Genomic DNA, 18,106 nt, shown 5'->3' on the forward strand with positions numbered 1-18,106 from the left:
ACTATGTTTGGTAAAGGCGGTCTGGGCAACCTGATGAAGCAAGCCCAGCAAATGCAAGAAAAAATGCAGCAGATGCAGGAAGAAGTCGCCAAATTGGAAGTGACCGGCGAATCTGGCGCCGGCCTGGTGAAAGTCACCATCAATGGCGCGCACAACTGCCGCCGCGTGGAAATCGATCCAAGCCTGATGGAAGACGACAAAGAGATGCTGGAAGATCTGATCGCCGCTGCGTTTAACGACGCCGCGCGCCGCATCGAAGAGACCCAGAAAGAGAAAATGGCCTCCGTCTCCAGCGGCATGCAGTTGCCGCCTGGCTTCAAGATGCCGTTCTGATGCAAACCAGCCCGCTCCTTGAATCCCTGATGGAGGCGCTGCGCTGCCTGCCGGGCGTCGGCCCGAAATCGGCGCAGCGCATGGCGTTTCAGCTGCTGCAGCGCGATCGCAGCGGCGGCATGCGTCTGGCGCAGGCGTTGACGCGCGCGATGTCGGAGATCGGCCACTGCGCCGATTGCCGCACCTTCACCGAGCAGGACGTCTGCACCATCTGCGCCAATCCGCGCCGCCAGCAAAACGGCCAGATTTGCGTGGTGGAAAGCCCGGCGGATATCCACGCCATCGAGCAGACCGGCCAGTTCGCCGGGCGCTACTTTGTGCTGATGGGGCATCTGTCGCCGCTGGACGGCATCGGGCCGGGCGATATCGGTCTGGATCGCCTGGAGCAACGGCTGGAAAAGGAAAGCATCACCGAAGTGATCCTCGCCACCAACCCGACGGTGGAAGGGGAGGCGACCGCCAACTACATCGCCGAGATGTGTGGCCAGTATGGCGTGCTCGCCAGCCGCATCGCCCACGGCGTGCCGGTGGGCGGCGAGCTGGAGATGGTCGACGGCACCACGCTGTCGCATTCGCTGGCGGGGCGCCACGCCATCAAGTTCTGATGTTTTCCCGGATGGGGCCGCCCGGCCCCATTGTTTTTTGCCAAAAATTTCCCGCCGTCCGCTTGAAAAACAAGACCCTGACCCTCATCTGATCCTCATTGTTCGATTTTGGTAGCCATTGTCTTTTGAGGTAATCAATGAGTATGAAAGGTCAAGAAACCCGCGGGTTCCAGTCTGAAGTAAAACAGCTGCTTCATTTGATGATCCATTCGCTGTACTCCAACAAAGAAATTTTTCTGCGCGAGCTGATCTCCAACGCCTCTGACGCCGCCGACAAGCTGCGCTTCCGCGCTTTGTCCGCGCCGGAGCTGTATGCCGGCGATGGCGAGCTGCGCGTGCGTTTGTCCTTCGATAAAGAGCAGCGCACCCTGACCATTGCCGACAACGGCATCGGTATGCGCCGCGAAGAAGTGATCGAAAACCTCGGCACCATCGCCAAATCGGGCACCAAAGCGTTCCTGGAATCCATCGGTTCCGACCAGGCGAAAGACAGCCAACTGATCGGCCAATTCGGCGTTGGTTTCTACTCGGCGTTCATCGTGGCGGACAAAGTGACCGTGCGCACCCGCGCGGCCGGCGCCGCCGATGACGAGGGCGTGTTCTGGGAGTCCGCCGGTGAAGGCGACTACACCATCGCCGACATCACCAAAGAGACCCGCGGCACCGAAATCACCCTGCATCTGCGCGAAGGCGAAGATGAGTACCTCGACGCCTGGCGCCTGCGCTCGGTGATCGGCAAATATTCCGATCACATCGCCTTGCCGGTAGAGATCGAAAGCAAGAACGAAGAAGACGGCACCGTCACCTGGGAGAAGATCAACAAGGCGCAGGCCCTGTGGACCCGCAGCAAGGCTGACGTGACCGACGAAGAGTACAAAGAGTTCTACAAGCACATCGCCCACGATTTCACCGATCCGCTGAGCTGGAGCCACAATCGAGTGGAAGGCAAGCAGGAATATACCAGCCTGCTGTATATCCCGGCGCAGGCGCCGTGGGACATGTGGAACCGCGATCACAAGCACGGCCTGAAGCTGTACGTGCAGCGCGTGTTCATCATGGACGACGCCGAGCAGTTCATGCCGAACTACCTGCGCTTCGTGCGCGGCCTGATCGATTCCAACGATCTGCCGCTGAACGTATCGCGCGAGATCCTGCAAGACAGCCGCGTGACGCAGAACCTGCGCGGCGCGCTGACCAAGCGCGTGCTGCAGATGCTGGATAAGCTGGCCAAAGACGACGCCGAAGGCTACCAGAAATTCTGGCAGCAGTTCGGTCTGGTGCTGAAAGAAGGCCCGGCGGAAGATAACGGCAACCAGGAAGCGATCGCCAAACTGCTGCGCTTCGCGACCACCCACGGCGACAGCTCGGTGCAGACCGTGTCGCTGGAAGAGTACGTCGGCCGCATGGCGGAAGGGCAGGAAAAGATTTACTACATCACCGCCGACAGCTACGCCGCCGCCAAGAGCAGCCCGCATCTGGAGCTGTTCCGCAAGAAAGGCATCGAAGTGCTGCTGTTGTCCGATCGCATTGACGAGTGGATGATGAGCTACCTGACCGAGTTCGACGGCAAGCCGTTCCAGTCGGTCAGCAAGGCGGATGAAACGCTGGATAAACTGGCGGATGAAACCGAAGAGCAGAAGGCGGCCGAGAAGCAGCTGGAACCGTTCATCGAACGCGTGAAAACCCTGCTGGGCGACCGCGTGAAGGATGTGCGTCTGACGCACCGCCTGACCGATACGCCGGCGATCGTGGTGACCGACGCCGACGAGATGAGCACCCAGATGGCCAAGCTGTTCGCCGCTGCGGGCCAGCAGGCGCCGGAAGTGAAGTACATTTTCGAGCTTAATCCTGAGCATGCGTTGGTCAAACGCGCATCCGACGTGGGCGATAACGAACATTTCGCCGAGTGGATCGACCTGCTTTTGGATCAGGCGCTGTTGGCTGAACGCGGCACGCTGGAGGATCCGAACCTGTTCATCCGCCGCATGAACAAGTTGCTGTCCGCCTGAAGTTGATTATATGCGCCCTTAACGGCACCGTTAGGGGCGCATTTCCGGTTTTTCCCCGCATTTTCCCCTCTTTTGTTCGCTTGAATTTTTGCATGTTCCGCAATCGATTTCCTTCGCGCGCCTTGAGCCTGCCCCCCCTGAAATGGTATCGTTGAGCGTTTTCGCAATTTTATAAAAACTACATAGCAAGGGGATTTACGCAATGCGTATCATTCTGCTGGGCGCTCCGGGCGCTGGTAAAGGTACTCAGGCTCAATTCATCATGGAGAAATACGGCATTCCGCAAATCTCCACCGGTGATATGTTGCGCGCAGCCGTGAAGGCCGGCAGTGAACTGGGCAAGCAGGCGAAAGAGATCATGGACGCCGGCAAGCTGGTGACCGATGAGCTGGTGATCGCGCTGGTCAAAGAGCGCATCGCTCAGGAAGATTGCCGCAAGGGCTTCCTGTTGGACGGCTTCCCGCGCACCATTCCGCAGGCTGACGCGATGAAAGAAGCCGGCATCAACGTTGACTTCGTGCTGGAGTTCGACGTGCCGGACGAGCTGATCGTTGACCGCATCGTTGGCCGCCGCGTGCACGCGCCGTCCGGCCGCGTATACCACGTGAAGTTCAATCCGCCGCAGGTGGAAGGCAAAGACGACGTGACCGGCGAAGAGCTGACCACGCGCAAGGACGATCAGGAAGAGACCGTGCGCAAGCGCCTGGTGGAATACCATCAGATGACCGCGCCGCTGATCTCTTACTACAGCAAAGAAGCGGCAGCGGGCAACACCCAATACCGCAAAATCGACGGCACCCGCAAGGTGGCCGAAGTGAGCGCAGAGCTGGCGACTATCCTCGGTTGATAGCAAGCTGGCTGTGCATGACGCCGGGCCTGTGGCCCGGCGTTTTTTTTGCCGTTTTCCCGTTAAATTGTGATCGCGGCGGCTTGTTGCGGCCATGCCCGTTAATCGCCCGCGCCAAATGGCGTATAACAAGCCTGCGTTTTCATCCTCAGCAGGGAGCCGGGCATGCTCAGACAGACCAAACTTCTGGCGGAAGCCACCGCGCGCCAGATCGTCCAGCGGGCGATGGGCATCATCAGCCATTCCGTCAACGTGATGGACAGCAACGGCGTGATCATCGCTTCCGGCAACCCACAGCGTCTGTTCCAGCGTCATGAAGGCGCGGTGCTGGCGCTGGCGGAGAATCGGGTGGTGGAAATCGACCGCGCCACCGCCGAACACCTGAAGGGCGTGCGGCCCGGCATCAACCTGCCGTTCAGCTTTCGCAATCAGCGGGTGGGAGTGATCGGCATTTCCGGCGAGCCGGCCGAGGTGCGCGCCTACGCCGAGTTGGTCAAAATGGCGGCGGAGATGATGGTGGAGCAGGCGGCGCTGCTGGATCAGCACCAGTGGGAAAAACGCTACCGGGAAGAGCTGGCGAACCAGCTGTTGCAGCCGCAGCCGAACACGGCGTCGCTGGAAGCGATGGCGGCGTATCTGGGATTGGATCTGCGCCAGGCGCGCATCGTCTGGATCGTCGAGCTGCAAGAGGCGCAGCCGCACCTGCTGCGCGAACTGCTGGCTGAGCTGGAGGCCACCCAGCGCGATGCGTTGATCGCCATTACCGGCTTCAATGAAATGACCCTGCTGCGCCCGGCCAGCATGGCGCAAGGCGAGTGGAGCCTGAAGCTGGAGCGCCAACAGGCGCAGCGTCTGCAAAACCAGCTCAAGCACCGCTTTCGGGTGCGGCTGATCGTCGGCGGTTTCTACGACGATCCGCAAAGCGCCTACCGCTCCAGCCTGACCGCGCGCGCCACCCAGGCGATGGCGCAGCGCCTGAAATTGCGCCACGCCACGCTGTTCTACCACGACTATCCGCTGCCGTCGCTGCTGTGCGATCTCGGGGAGGACTGGCGAGCGCAAGAGCTGGGGCGCCCCTGGCGGACGCTGGAGGAACAGGATGAAAAAGGCGTGCTGCGCGCCACGCTGCGCCACTATTTTTCGCAGAATTGTGATCAGACGCAGGCCGCCGCGCAGCTGCATATTCACGTCAATACCCTGCGCTATCGCCTGCAGCGCATCGAAGCCATAACCGGTATGAAAATCAATCAATTAACTGACTCTCTGCGGTTGTATATCGGCATGCTGATGCACGACTGAGTTGTGCCAACCCACAAATTCCGCGCCGTTCCTTCGGCGATTTTTTGTTGTTTCCCCTCAGGCCAACGCCGGGCGCGCGGGATATGTTGGCCTGCACATCAACCACGGAGAAAACAACAATGACAACCGTATCCACTCTGGGGGCGCTGGTGGCGTTAGCCGTCGCCATCGTCCTGATTCTACGCAAGGTTCCACCGGCTTACGGCATGATTGCCGGCGCGCTGGCGGGCGGGCTGTGCGGCGGCGCCGATCTGGTGCAGACCGTGACGCTGATGATCGGCGGGGCGCAGGGCATCACCAACGCCGTGATGCGCATTCTGGCGGCGGGGGTATTGGCCGGGGTGCTGATCGAATCCGGCGCGGCGCACACCATCGCCGAAACTATCGTACGCAAGGTGGGGGAAACCCGCGCGCTGCTGGCGCTGGCGGTGGCTACACTGATCCTGACGGCGGTGGGGGTGTTTATCGACGTGGCGGTGATCACCGTCGCGCCGATCGCGCTGTCGATCGCCCAAAAGGCCGGCATTTCTCGTGCGGCGATCCTGCTGGCGATGATCGGCGGCGGCAAGGCCGGCAACGTGATGTCGCCCAACCCGAACACCATCGCGGCGGCGGACAACTTCCACGTGCCGCTCACCTCGGTGATGATGGCCGGCATCGTGCCGGGGCTGTGCGGCCTGGTGGTGGCCTATCTGCTGGCGCGTCGCCTGAGCGATAAAGGTAGCAGGGTGATGGCTGAAGAGCTGACTCAGCATGCCGAAGGGGCGCGGCCGGGCTTCGCTGCGGCGATCAGCGCGCCGCTGGTGGCGATCCTGCTGCTGTCGCTGCGGCCGATCGCCGGTATCGCCGTTGATCCGCTGATCGCGCTGCCGGCCGGCGGTTTGGCGGGCGCGCTGCTGATGGGGCGCATTCGTCAGTGCAATCAGTTTATGGTCTCCGGCCTGTCGCGCATGGCGCCGGTGGCGATCATGCTGCTCGGCACCGGCACGCTGGCGGGCATTATCGCCAACTCGGCGCTGAAGGATGTCTTGATTACCGGTTTGACGCACACCGGGCTGCCGGCCTGGCTGCTGGCGCCGCTGTCCGGCGCGCTGATGTCGATGGCGACCGCCTCGACCACTGCCGGCACCGCCGTCGCCTCCGGGGTGTTCAGCTCCACGCTGCTTGAGCTGGGGGTGAGCGGATTGGCCGGCGCGGCGATGATCCATGCGGGCGCCACGGTGCTGGATCACCTGCCGCACGGCAGCTTCTTCCACGCCACCGGCGGCAGCGTCAATATGGCGGTGCACGAGCGGCTCAAACTGTTGCCGTATGAAACGCTGGTGGGGTTCACCATCGCGGCAATCTCGGCGCTGATGTTTGGCGTATTTAACCTGGCGGGATAAGGAACAGTGATGAAAACGCTGAAAAAAGTGGTTATTGCCCCGGATTCTTTCAAAGAGAGCCTGAGCGCGCTCGGCGTCGCCGACGCCATCGAGCGGGGATTCCGTCAGATTTACCCGCAGGCGCACTACGTGAAGCTGCCGATGGCGGACGGCGGTGAAGGCACGGTGGAGTCGATGGTGGCGGCCACCGGCGGCGAAATCGTTCAGGTGACGGTCACCGGCCCGCTGGGTGAGCCGGTGCAGGGGTTCTATGGCTTGTTGGGCGACGGCGAAACCGCGGTGATTGAAATGGCCGCCGCCTCCGGGCTGCATCTGGCGCCGCCCAACCGGCGCGATCCGCGCATCACCACCAGTTATGGCACTGGCGAACTGATGTTGGCGGCGCTGGATCGCGGCGTGAAGGCGATCGTTCTCGGCATCGGCGGCAGCGCCACCAACGACGGCGGCGCCGGAATGATGCAGGCGCTGGGCGTTAAATTGCTGGATAAGGATCGTCGCCCGCTGCCAATGGGCGGCGCAGCGCTGGCGCAGCTGGCGCACCTCGATCTCGCCGGGCTGGACGCGCGTTGGCAGCGGGTGAGCGTAACCGCCGCCTGCGACGTGGATAACCCGCTGTGCGGCGCAAAGGGCGCGTCGGCGGTATTCGGGCCGCAGAAAGGGGCGACGCCGGAGATGGTGGCGCAGCTCGATGCGGCGTTGCACCACTATGGCGAACTGCTGGAACGGGAAACCGGCCGCGCCGTGCTGGCCCAGCCAGGGTCGGGCGCGGCGGGCGGCATGGGGGCGGCGCTGCTCGGCATGCTCAACGCGCGTTTGCGGCCGGGCATCGAGATTGTCACTGAAACCCTGCGCCTGGATGAGGCGGTGCGCGATGCCGATCTGGTGATCACCGGCGAAGGGCGGCTGGACAGCCAGTCGATTCACGGCAAAACGCCGATCGGCGTGGCGCGGGTGGCCAAGCGTCACGGCGTGCCGGTGATCGCCATCGCCGGCAGCCTGACGCCGGATTATTCGGTGGTGCATCAACACGGCATCGATGCGGCGTTTTCGGTGCTCGATCGCATCGTGACGCTGGAAGACGCGCTGGCGGACGCCGATCGCAATCTGCAGGTGACGGCGCGCAACGTGGCGGCGGTATGGCAGCTGGCGCAAGGAAGAAGCCCACAGGCATAGCCTGTTGCTGTTATCGGTTTCGACGCAGGACTTTTCCGTTACAATAGCCGGCATTAATGGCTGCTGACATCCCGACCCAGAACGGAATGCCGGCCGGAAAGGAAATGAGGGGAACTGAGATGAAGCAAGAGAAACACGGCGTATTGCTGGTGAACCTGGGCACGCCAGATGCGCCGACCTCGTCGGCGGTCAAACGCTATCTGAAGGAATTCCTCAGTGACGATCGCGTGGTCGACACGGCGCCGCTGATCTGGTGGCCGATCCTCAACGGCGCGATCCTGCCGATCCGCTCGCCGCGCGTGGCGAAACTCTATCAGTCGGTGTGGATGGAAGAGGGTTCGCCGCTGCTGGTGTACAGCCGCCGCCAACAGCGGGCACTGGCGGCGCGCATGCCGAATACGCCGGTGGAGTTGGGCATGAGCTACGGTTCGCCGAGCCTGGCGGAAGCCATCGACAAGCTGCTGGCGCAGGGCGTGACCAACCTGGTGGTGCTGCCGCTCTATCCGCAATATTCCTGTTCCACCAGCGCGGCGGTATGGGATGGCGTAGCCCGGGTGCTGAAAGGCTATCGCCGCTTGCCGTCGGTGGCCTTCATTCGCGATTACGCCGAACACCCAGCCTATATCGCCGCGCTGCAGCAAAGCGTGGCGCGTTCGTTCGCCGAACACGGCCAGCCGGATCGGCTGGTGCTGTCGTTCCACGGCATCCCCAAGCGCTATGCGCGGCTGGGCGACGACTACCCGCAGCGCTGCGAGGATACGCTGCGAGCGCTGAGCGCCACGCTGCCGCTGGCGCCGGAGCGGGTGATGATGACGTACCAATCGCGCTTCGGCCGCGAGCCTTGGCTGACGCCGTACACCGATGAAACCCTGAAGGGGATGCCGGCGCAGGGCGTGAAGCACATTCAGCTGATCTGCCCCGGTTTCTCGGCGGACTGCCTGGAAACGCTGGAAGAGATTAAAGAGCAGAACCGCGAGATCTTCCTTAAGGCCGGCGGCGAGAAGTTTGAATACATCTCAGCGTTGAACGACGAGCCGGCGCATATTGACATGATGCAGCAACTGGTGGCGCAGCGTCTGTAATCATCCATAATCTGTCTATTAGATGCATCGTGATCGGGCGGGGATGTGTTAACATTCTCCGCTTGTTAAACCGCCACCACCACCAATCACATGAAATTTCCTGGTAAACGCAAGTCCAAACACTATTTCCCGGTGAGCGCCCGCGATCCGCTTCTGCAGCAGGCCCAGCCCGAAAGTGAAATCAGCACCTCGTATATCGTCGGCATCGACCAGACGCTGGTGGATATCGAGGCGAAAGTGGACGACGCTTTTGTCCAGCGCTACGGCCTGAGCCTGGGCCACTCTCTGGTGATCGAAGATGACGTCGCCGAGGCGCTGTATCAGGAATTGAATGAAAACAACCTGGTCACCCATCAGTTCGCCGGCGGCACCATCGGCAACACCATGCACAACTATTCGGTGCTGGCGGACGATCGCTCGGTGCTGCTCGGCGTGATGTGCAGCAACGTGAAAATCGGCAGCTACGCCTACCGTTATCTGTGCAATACCTCCAGCCGCACCGATCTTAACTATCTGCAGGGCGTTGACGGCGCCATCGGCCGCTGTTTCACGCTGATCGGCGAAAGCGGCGAGCGCACCTTCGCCATCAACCCCGGCCAGATGAACCAGCTGCGCCCGGAAAGCATCCCTGAAGAGGTGATCGCCGGCGCGTCGGCGCTGGTGCTGAGCTCTTATCTGGTGCGCTGCAAGGAAGGGGAGCCGATAAAGGAGGCTACCCTGCAAGCGATCGAATACGCCAAAAAGCACGATGTGCCGGTGGTGCTAACCCTGGGCACCAAGTACGTGATCGCCGACAACCCGCAGTGGTGGCGCGACTTCCTGAAGGAAAATGTGACCATTCTGGCGATGAACGAAGACGAAGCGCTGGAGCTGACCGGGCTGAGCGATCCGTTGACCGCCTCGGACATGGCGCTGGAGTGGGTGGATCTGGTGCTGTGCACCGCCGGGCCGAACGGCCTGTATATGGCGGGCTACACCGAAGAGGCCAACAAGCGTCAGACCCAGCACCCGCTGTTGCCGGGGCATATCGCCGAGTTCAACCGCTACGAGTTCAGCCGCGCCATGCGTCGCGAACACTGTGAGCATCCGCTGCGCGTTTACTCGCACATCGCGCCGTATATGGGCGGGCCGGAGAAGATCATGAACACCAACGGCGCCGGCGACGGCGCGCTGTCGGCGTTGCTGCACGATATCGCCGCCAACGGTTATCACCGCCACAACGTGCCGAACTCGAGCAAGCACGTGCGCAGTTACCTGACATACTCTTCGTTGGCGCAGGTGTGCAAATACGCCAACCGCGTCAGCTACCAGGTGTTGAACCAGCATTCGCCGCGTCTCACTCGTGGCCTGCCGGAGCGCGAAGACAGCCTGGAAGAGTCCTATTGGGAGCGTTAATCCGCTGAAAAAGAAAAGGTCCGGCATGCCGGACCTTTTTTAATGCGCGGTGCCTCAGATCGGGCAGCCCCCCATTTTTTCTTCTTCGCTCAGGGTATCCAACTGCAGGATGTTCAGCATGCTGTTGGCGATCTCCCGTTCGCCCATCACCACCTGATTGGCGCCGCGATCGGTGATGTAGGCCACTTCGTCGTCGTAGTGGGCGCGGGCGATGATCTCGATGTTCGGCCGCTTGGCGCGCGCCGAGGCGACGATCTCGCCGGCCTCATAGCCGTTGGGGATGGTCAGCAGCAGCCAGCGCGCGCAGTCGAGCCGCGCCAGATCCATCACTTCCGGATTGGCGGCGTTGCCCAGCACCGTCTTGATGCCCTGTTCGCGCAGCGCTTCCACCCGCGGGCGGGAGTTCTCGATCACCACCAGCGGAATGCCCGCCTCGGCCAGTTTGCCGCCCAGCAGGCTGCCGACGCGGCCGTAGCCGACCACCAGCGCATGGTTGCACATGTCCACCGGGATCTGCTTCTCTTCTTCCACCGCCTCTTCGAGGATTTGCTCTTCGATGGTTTCGGTTTTGGCCAGATAGCGCTCCAGCAGGGTGAACAGCAGCGGGTTGAGCATGATGGACAGAATGGCGCCGGCCAGCACCAGATTGCGCCCGTGTTCCGACATCATGCCCAGCGCGATGCCGAGGCCCGCCAGAATAAAGGCGAACTCGCCGATCTGCGCCAGGCTGGCGGAGATAGTCAGCGCGGTGCGCTTGGAGTGGCCGAACATTTTCACCAGCAGGAACGCGGCGGCGGATTTGCCGAACACGATGATCGCCAGCGTCGCCAGCACCGCCAGCGGTTCGTTAATCACGATCATCGGATCGAACAGCATGCCAACCGAGACGAAGAACAGCACCGCGAACGCGTCGCGCAGCGGCAGGGTGTCGTGCGCCGCGCGGTGGCTCAGCTCGGACTCGTTCAGCACCATGCCGGCGAAGAAGGCGCCCAGCGCGAAGGAGACGTCGAACAGCTTCACCGCGCCGTAGGCGATGCCAAGCGCCAGCGCCAATACCGCCAGGGTGAACAGCTCGCGCGAGCCGGTGCTGGCGGTTTTCGACAGGATCCACGGCACCAGGCGGCGGCCGACCACGATCATCAACGCAATGAAGGCGATGACCTTACCGATGGTCAGCGCCAGCTCCATCAGCAGCTGGCTGCTGCTGGCGTTGTCGTTGCCCAGCATGTTGCCGAAGGCCGGCAGTAATACCAGCGTCAGCACCATCGCCAAATCTTCGACGATCAGCCAGCCGATGGCGATTTGCCCGCGCTGGCTGTCGATCAATTGCCTCTCCTCCAGCGCGCGCAACAGCACCACGGTGCTTGCGGTGGAGAGACAGAGGCCGAACACCAGGCCGGAGATCAGATCCCAGCCGAGCAGCTTGGACAGCCCCATGCCGAGCAGGGTAGCGACGGCTATCTGCGCCACGGCGCCGGGTATGGCGATAGATTTTACTGCGAGGAGGTCTTTCAAAGAGAAGTGCAGGCCAACACCGAACATCAACAGGATAACGCCGATTTCCGCCAGTTCCGGCGCCAGTGAGGTATCGGCGACGAAACCGGGGGTGAACGGGCCGGCGAGCACCCCTGCGGCCAGATATCCCACCAGGGGTGAGATGCGCAGGCGGTTCGCCAGCATACCGAGGAGGAAGGCGAGTACTAACCCTCCGACGATGGTGGTGATGAGCGGTGTTGAATTATGCATCCATACTCCTTCTGGCTATGCATCGCGGCACGGGAGAAACGCAACAAAGTTACGAAAAGATACATTTAGTTTATTGCATTTGTTCGCGGCTTGCTTGGCTAATTTGGTCTTTTTTGTAAAAAAGCAGAGGATTTCGCTTAAGGCGCGTCAATGAGGGGGTTTTGTGCCAGATAAACCAAATAACATTGATTTATCCGTAGGATAACCCGGATGAATAAATACTTTCATCCGGGCAGTTCGCGGGGTTATTGCGGTTTATGCTCCATATTGGGCAGTAGCGCGGTAATAATGCCGATCAGCGGCAGGAAAGCACAGATTTGGTAGACCAGCTCGATACTGGTCAAATCCGCGACATAACCAAGAACTGCCGCGCCTAACCCGCCCATACCGAAAGCAAAACCGAAGAATAAACCGGAAACCATGCCGACTTTACCGGGGATCAGCTCCTGTGCGTAGACCAGGATGGCGGAGAACGCTGAGGCGAGAATAACCCCGATGATCACCGTCAAAATGCCGGTCCAGTACAGGGATGCATGGGGTAAAATAAGCGTAAATGGCGCTGCACCAAGGATTGAGCCCCAAATAACGTATTTTCTCCCTATCTTGTCGCCAAGGGGCCCGCCGATGATGGTTCCAGCGGCCACCGCAAACAGGAAGGCGAACAGGTGAATTTGCGCATTCTGCACCGAAACGCCGAACTTATGTATCAGATAAAAGGTGTAATAGCTGCTGATACTGGCCAGATAGAAGTATTTAGAGAAAATCAGCACCAGCAGAATGCCCAGCGAGTAGGCGACGGTACGTTTTGGCAGCGGTTTCAGCATTGCGGGGCTTTTCGGCTGCCCTTTCGCCGCCCGATGCTGATGTTGGTACCACTTGCTGACCTGCAGCAATACCACGATCGCCAGCAGCGCCGCCAGCGTGAACCAGGCGACGTTGCCTTTGCCGTAAGGCGCGATGATCAGCGCGGCCAGCAGCGGGCCGAGCGAGCTGCCGAAGTTGCCGCCGACCTGGAACAGCGACTGCGCTAGGCCGTGTCGTCCGCCGGAGGCCATGCGCGCCACGCGCGAGGATTCCGGGTGGAATACCGATGAGCCGGTGCCCACCAGCGCCGCCGCCAGCAGCACCAGCGGGAAGGTGTTCGCCACCGACAGCAGCAGCAGACCGGACAGGGTAAAGCCCATGCCGATAGGCAGCGAGTAAGGCTGCGGGTGTTTATCGGTGTAATAGCCGATCAGCGGTTGCAGCAGGGAAGCCGTTAGCTGATAGGTCAGGGTGATCATACCGATCTGCACGAAGCTGAGGTGGAAATCGGCTTGCAGGATCGGATAAATCGCCAGGATCAGCGACTGGATCATATCGTTGAGCAGGTGAGACACGCTGATGGCGCCAAGGATGGAGAAAGCGGTCCTCTTTACCGTACTGCCCTTGGCGGGCGGCATCGCGCTTTGGCTACTGTCGGTCATATTATTATTAGCCTGATAAGTTGTTGAGCACAGAGATGACATCTTAGGCAGGGCGTTCAATTTTTACCATATCTGAAATAATCAGACTCACATCGCAAAAAATTGAAATCAGCTGTCATTAATTCGCGCTACAATTTCGCCCTCATCATAAAAGCCATTTAATACACGGAGATCCGCCATGCGTTTTTCGCTGAAAACCACCGCATGCGCGTTGGCCGTATCCCTGACGCTGCTGTCGGGGGCCGCCAGTGCCTGGGAAAAGGATAAGACCTACGCCATCACCATTCTGCATACCAACGATCATCACGGTCACTTCTGGCAGAACGATCACGGTGAATACGGTCTGGGCGCGCAGAAAACCCTGGTGGACGGCATTCGCCGCGAAGTGGCGGCGCAGGGCGGCAGCGTGCTGTTGCTGTCCGGCGGCGATATCAACACCGGCGTGCCGGAATCGGATCTGCAGGACGCCGAGCCGGACTTCCGCGGCATGAACCTGGTGGGTTACGACGCGATGGCGATCGGCAACCACGAATTCGACAACCCGCTGAGCGTGCTGCGCCAGCAGGAGAAGTGGGCGACCTTCCCGCTCTTGTCCGCCAACATCTACCAGAAAAGCACAGGCCAGCGCCTGTTCAAGCCTTACGCCTTGTTCGACAAACAGGGTATCAAGATTGCCGTGATCGGCCTGACGACCGACGACACCGCCAAGATAGGCAATCCGGAGTACTTCACCGACATGGAGTTCCGCGTGCCGGCGCAGGAAGCGAAGCAGGTGGTGGAGCAACTGCGCAAGGACGAGAAGCCGGACGTGATCATCGCCGCCACCCATATGGGGCACTACGACAACGGCGAGCATGGCTCTAACGCGCCGGGCGACGTGGAGATGGCGCGCAGCCTGCCGGCGGGATATCTCGACATGATCGTCGGCGGCCACTCGCAGGATCCGGTGTGCATGGCCGGTGACAACCGCAAACAGGCGGATTACGTACCGGGCACGCCATGCTCGCCGGATCGTCAGAACGGCACCTGGATCGTGCAGGCGCACGAGTGGGGCAAATACGTCGGGCGCGCCGATTTCGAATTCCGCAACGGCGAGCTGAAGCTGGTGCATTATCAGCTGATCCCGGTGAACCTGAAGAAGAAGGTGGAGAAAGCCGACGGCACCAGCGAGCGGGTGTACTACACCCAGCAGATTGCGGAAGATCCGACCATGATGAAGCTGCTGACGCCGTTCCAGGATAAGGGCAAGGCGCAGCTGGGCGTGAAGATCGGCAGCGTTAACGGCAAGCTGGAGGGCGATCGCAGCAAGGTACGCTTCGTGCAGACCAACCTGGCGCGGGTGATGCTGGCCGCGCAGAGGGAGCGCGCCGATGCCGACTTCGCCGTGATGAGCGGCGGCGGGGTGCGCGATTCGATTGAAAGCGGCGATATCACCTATAAGAACGTGCTCAAGGTCCAGCCGTTCGGCAATACCCTGGTGCATGTCGATATGAAAGGCAGTGAGATTGAGCAATACCTGGCGGTAGTGGCCAATATGAAGCCGGATTCCGGCGCCTACGCCCAGTTCGACAACGTCAGCCTGGTGGCGGACGGCAAGGGCGTCAGCGAGGTGAAGATCAACGGCCAGCCGCTGCAGGCGGATAAAACCTACCGCATGGCGACGTTGAACTTCAATGCACTGGGCGGCGACGGCTATCCGAAGCTGGATGGGCTGCCAAGCTACGTCAACACCGGCTTTATCGATGCCGAGGTGCTGAAGCAGTATATCGAGAAACACTCGCCGCTGGATGCGGCGGCCTACGAGCCAAAGGGCGAGATCGTCTATCGCTAGAGGCGTAGCGAAACGGCGCTCTCGTTTGTTGCGGGGGCGCCGTTCCCGCCGTCGCTTTTCTCCCCTCCATCAACGCCTTCTGTCGACGTTGCCGTTTTAGACGGCGTTTTACTTTCGTCTCTCCATATACGCTCTCGGCGGGCTGCCCGCCATATTCTTGAAAAAAGTGGCGAAGGCGCTGTCGCTGGAAAACGCCAGCCGACCGGCGACGTCGGATTGGCTCAGCCCTGCGGCCAGCATCTCTATCGCTTTGATCAGGCGCCATTGCTGACGCCACTGTTGATAACCGAGCCCGGTTTCACGGCGGAAAATCCGGCTGATGGTTTTCTCGGAAGCGCCGCTATAGCGCGATAGTTCGTGCAGCGGCGGAAGCATGTCCAGATTGGCCAGATGGCGCAGGCGGCGGTCGCTGGGCAGCGGCAACAACGTCAGTTCGCGCGGCGCGGCGGCGATCTCGTCCAGGCAGACCGCCAGAATATTGGCGTGAGGCCCATGCTGCCAGTCGGTGTCGAAGGCGGCGAAAGCGATGCGTTCCAACACCTCGCGCAGCAGCGGTGAGGCCGTCAGGACGGCAAGCTGCGCAGGCAGACAGGCATAGCGATCGGCGTCGAGATAAAGCGAACGGTAACCGACGACGCCGTTGACCTGAACGCGGTGAGCCACCTGCGGCGGGATCCAGGCCACTCTGCCCGGCGGTAGCATACAGATGCTTTGGTCGAGCGTGATACGCATGCTGCCTTGCTGACAGAACAGCAACTGCCCCCTGTCATGCCAATGCGTGCCCGAGTCGTGCTGCGCCAGTTCGGCGGCGATCCCGAGCACGCCGTTGTCGAGCGTATCCGGATTAAAACTGTCCTGCGCCTGAAGCCACGCCATAGTATGTCCGATTTTGTAAATTTATTGTCTTTTATATTGTAATCGGTACCGGGGAGCAGATGCTACCTTGTGCAGCTTATTCTTGGCTACAGGATCTGTTATGCAACGTAAACTGACGCTGACGTTGGCGACGTCGATGATGATGTTTCCCCAGGTGGTGGAGACCATCTACAGCCCTGCATTGACGCATATTGCGCACGGTTTCCGGGTCAGTGCGGAAATGGCGGCGCAAACGCTCTCTTGTTACTTTTTCGCCTTTGCGCTGGGCGTGGTGGTATGGGGACGGATGTGCGACGTCATCGGACGCCGTCCCACCATTTTGGCAGGGCTGACGCTCTATCTGCTGGCTTCTCTCGTTGCGCTGTTCAGCGGCAGCTTCAGCGTACTGCTGGCCGCGCGGGTGCTGGCCGCCTTTGGCGCGGCGGTCGGTTCGGTCGGGACGCAAACGGCGATTCGCGATCGCTTCGACGGTTATGAATTGGCGCGGGTGTTCTCGGTGATGGGGATCGCCATGGCGATCAGCCCGGCGGTTGGCGTGTTGAGCGGCGCAGTGCTGACTCACTATTGGGGCTATCAGGGGGTGTTCGGCGGTTTGGCGCTGTTGGCGGCGCTGTTGCTGGGCTATGCCGGTTGGCAACTGCCGGAGACGCGTCCGCAACAGGTGGTGAAGAATTCATTTTTCGGCACGCTGGGACGGATGGTCAAGGACGGGGATATTTGGCTCAGCGCGCTGTTGGTGGCGTTGTTCAATATTTGCATGTTCAGCTATTACCAGCTGGCGCCATTCCACTTCTCGGCGTTGGCGCTGCCGGCACAGTGGTTCGGTTATACCGGTTTGGTGTTGGCGGCCGGGGTGGGCATCGGCGCGGCGATCAACAAGTTTTTGATCGGCAAGCACTGGCTGTTCCCCGCGCTGTTGATGCTGGCCTGCACGCTGTCGCTGGCCGGCGGACTGCTGGTATTGCTGCTGGAAGGGACCTTGTGGTTCGTTCTGCCGATGATGCTGGTGGTGATGGCGTACGGCATCGCCATTCCCAATATTCTGGCGCGCGCGCTGCGCCATTATAAAGACTGCATGGGCACCGCCGGCGCCATCCTGGGTCTGATGTATTACCTGATGCTCGGCGGTGGCTTGGTGCTGGCGGGGCTGTCGCAGCACCTGGGCGCCGTGCTGTCGCTCTGCAGCCTGTGCGTGCTGCTGTTGGCGTGGCGGGTGGTGTATAACGAGCGTCGTTTGGCGTTGCCTGAGAGTGAAAACGCCTAAGTGCTACCGGCTGGCCGGTTCACTCAGGTGGCCTGCCAGCAACTGGTGAATGCCGGCTATCACGGCGTCGCGCTGAGTGGTGATATACATATGTCCGCCGGCAAAAGTGCGCTGCTGAAAATCGCCTTGCGCGATCCGGCGCCAATCGAGCAAATCCTGCCGATCGATCAACTCGTCGTTTTCACCATAAAACATCGCCAGCGGGGCGCGGTAACCCGGTTGCGCAGGGAAAAGCAATTGGCTGGACAGCATCAGATCGGCACGGATCAGCGGCAGATAGTAATCGAGCAGCGCGCTGTCGCCGATGAGCGACGCATCCAGACCCTCACCGGCACATAGCGCGTTCAACAAAGCGGCACGCGGCATTCTCAGCAACGAACTGTGGCGCGCCAGGAAGGGCGATGAACTGGCGGAAATGATCAACTGCAGCGGCGGCTGAGGCAGCGCCGTCGCTAACGCCAGCGCAACCCGTCCGCCAAGACTGTGGCCGAAAAAGATCAGCGGTTTATCCTGCAGTGGCTGCAGTGCTGGGATCAGTTGATTGATGAGTGATTGGGGGTGGCAGAGCGGCGCTTCGTTCGCCCGCTCCTCTCGACCGGGGTATTGCACGGCATAGAGTTCGATGTCCTGATGCAACGAGGGGCTCCACCCCTGAAAGGCAGTGGCGCCGGCGCCGGCGTGGGGAAAAGCGATCAGCCGCAGGCTGCCCTGGCGTCCCGGCGTCAGCGGTTTCAAGCTGCGTGGGGCGTTGGGGAAGTGGGTGCAATGCATGGCGAAATCCGTATTTTCAGGGGG

Annotated in this window: 15 protein-coding genes; 11 read left to right on the forward strand and 4 right to left on the reverse strand. The window is 61.0% G+C overall.

The window, feature by feature from the left end; all coding sequences use genetic code 11:
• Nucleotides 1-3: 3 nt before the first annotated feature.
• From EDY99_RS02250 to EDY99_RS02290, 9 genes are all read left to right on the forward strand, one after another.
• Nucleotides 4-333 (forward strand): YbaB/EbfC family nucleoid-associated protein, encoded by a 330-nt coding sequence (locus EDY99_RS02250; protein WP_004940264.1) that lies wholly within the window; start codon nt 4-6, stop codon nt 331-333.
• Nucleotides 333-938, forward strand: a complete 606-nt coding sequence (recR, locus tag EDY99_RS02255) for a recombination mediator RecR (protein ID WP_004940263.1) — start codon at nt 333-335, stop codon at nt 936-938. Before EDY99_RS02250 ends, recR begins: the two co-directional genes overlap by 1 nt.
• Nucleotides 939-1,081: 143 nt before the next feature.
• Entirely contained in the window at nt 1,082-2,947 is a 1,866-nt protein-coding gene (gene htpG / locus EDY99_RS02260; protein ID WP_164489252.1) for a molecular chaperone HtpG, read from the forward strand.
• A 202-nt stretch (nt 2,948-3,149) separates the two neighbouring features.
• The gene (adk, locus tag EDY99_RS02265) at nt 3,150-3,794 is read left to right on the forward strand and encodes an adenylate kinase (RefSeq protein WP_004940261.1); all 645 of its coding nucleotides are present in this window, start codon (nt 3,150-3,152) and stop codon (nt 3,792-3,794) included.
• A gap of 165 nt (nt 3,795-3,959) precedes the next feature.
• Complete coding sequence (locus EDY99_RS02270; protein ID WP_033651111.1) at nt 3,960-5,093, forward strand: sugar diacid recognition domain-containing protein; 1,134 nt, start codon at nt 3,960-3,962, stop codon at nt 5,091-5,093.
• A gap of 119 nt (nt 5,094-5,212) precedes the next feature.
• Nucleotides 5,213-6,478: a GntP family permease gene (locus EDY99_RS02275; protein ID WP_042783808.1), complete on the forward strand. Its 1,266-nt coding sequence runs from the start codon at nt 5,213-5,215 to the stop codon at nt 6,476-6,478.
• 9 nt (nt 6,479-6,487) lie between these two features.
• The gene (locus tag EDY99_RS02280; RefSeq protein ID WP_096241967.1) at nt 6,488-7,651 is read left to right on the forward strand and encodes a glycerate kinase; all 1,164 of its coding nucleotides are present in this window, start codon (nt 6,488-6,490) and stop codon (nt 7,649-7,651) included.
• 119 nt (nt 7,652-7,770) lie between these two features.
• Nucleotides 7,771-8,733: a ferrochelatase gene (hemH, locus tag EDY99_RS02285; protein ID WP_123061427.1), complete on the forward strand. Its 963-nt coding sequence runs from the start codon at nt 7,771-7,773 to the stop codon at nt 8,731-8,733.
• 90 nt (nt 8,734-8,823) lie between these two features.
• On the forward strand, nt 8,824-10,128 hold the full coding sequence (locus EDY99_RS02290) for an inosine/guanosine kinase (RefSeq protein WP_033651114.1): 1,305 nt from the start codon (nt 8,824-8,826) through the stop codon (nt 10,126-10,128).
• Between the two features lie 54 nt (nt 10,129-10,182).
• On the opposite strand, the gene ybaL is transcribed toward EDY99_RS02290, so the two are convergent.
• Both ybaL and EDY99_RS02300 read right to left on the reverse strand, forming a co-directional pair.
• Entirely contained in the window at nt 10,183-11,874 is a 1,692-nt protein-coding gene (gene ybaL, locus EDY99_RS02295; RefSeq protein WP_004940247.1) for a YbaL family putative K(+) efflux transporter, read from the reverse strand.
• A gap of 245 nt (nt 11,875-12,119) precedes the next feature.
• Complete coding sequence (locus EDY99_RS02300) at nt 12,120-13,340, reverse strand: MFS transporter (RefSeq protein WP_033651115.1); 1,221 nt, start codon at nt 13,338-13,340, stop codon at nt 12,120-12,122.
• Between the two features lie 178 nt (nt 13,341-13,518).
• Between EDY99_RS02300 and ushA the strand changes: the two genes are divergently transcribed.
• Entirely contained in the window at nt 13,519-15,171 is a 1,653-nt protein-coding gene (gene ushA, locus EDY99_RS02305; RefSeq protein WP_096241969.1) for a bifunctional UDP-sugar hydrolase/5'-nucleotidase UshA, read from the forward strand.
• Between the two features lie 108 nt (nt 15,172-15,279).
• Here ushA and EDY99_RS02310 read toward each other — a convergent pair whose 3' ends face one another.
• A complete protein-coding gene (locus EDY99_RS02310) occupies nt 15,280-16,047 on the reverse strand; it encodes a helix-turn-helix domain-containing protein (protein WP_123061428.1) in 768 nt (255 codons plus the stop codon).
• A 100-nt stretch (nt 16,048-16,147) separates the two neighbouring features.
• Between EDY99_RS02310 and EDY99_RS02315 the strand changes: the two genes are divergently transcribed.
• Nucleotides 16,148-17,311, forward strand: a complete 1,164-nt coding sequence (locus tag EDY99_RS02315; RefSeq protein ID WP_123061429.1) for a multidrug effflux MFS transporter — start codon at nt 16,148-16,150, stop codon at nt 17,309-17,311.
• Nucleotides 17,312-17,314: 3 nt separating this feature from the next.
• On the opposite strand, the gene EDY99_RS02320 is transcribed toward EDY99_RS02315, so the two are convergent.
• The gene (locus tag EDY99_RS02320) at nt 17,315-18,082 is read right to left on the reverse strand and encodes a thioesterase II family protein (protein WP_162997215.1); all 768 of its coding nucleotides are present in this window, start codon (nt 18,080-18,082) and stop codon (nt 17,315-17,317) included.
• Nucleotides 18,083-18,106 lie beyond the last annotated feature (24 nt).

Origin of the sequence: Serratia sp. LS-1 (assembly GCF_003719595.1) — a bacterium.
Lineage (GTDB): Bacteria > Pseudomonadota > Gammaproteobacteria > Enterobacterales > Enterobacteriaceae > Serratia > Serratia ureilytica.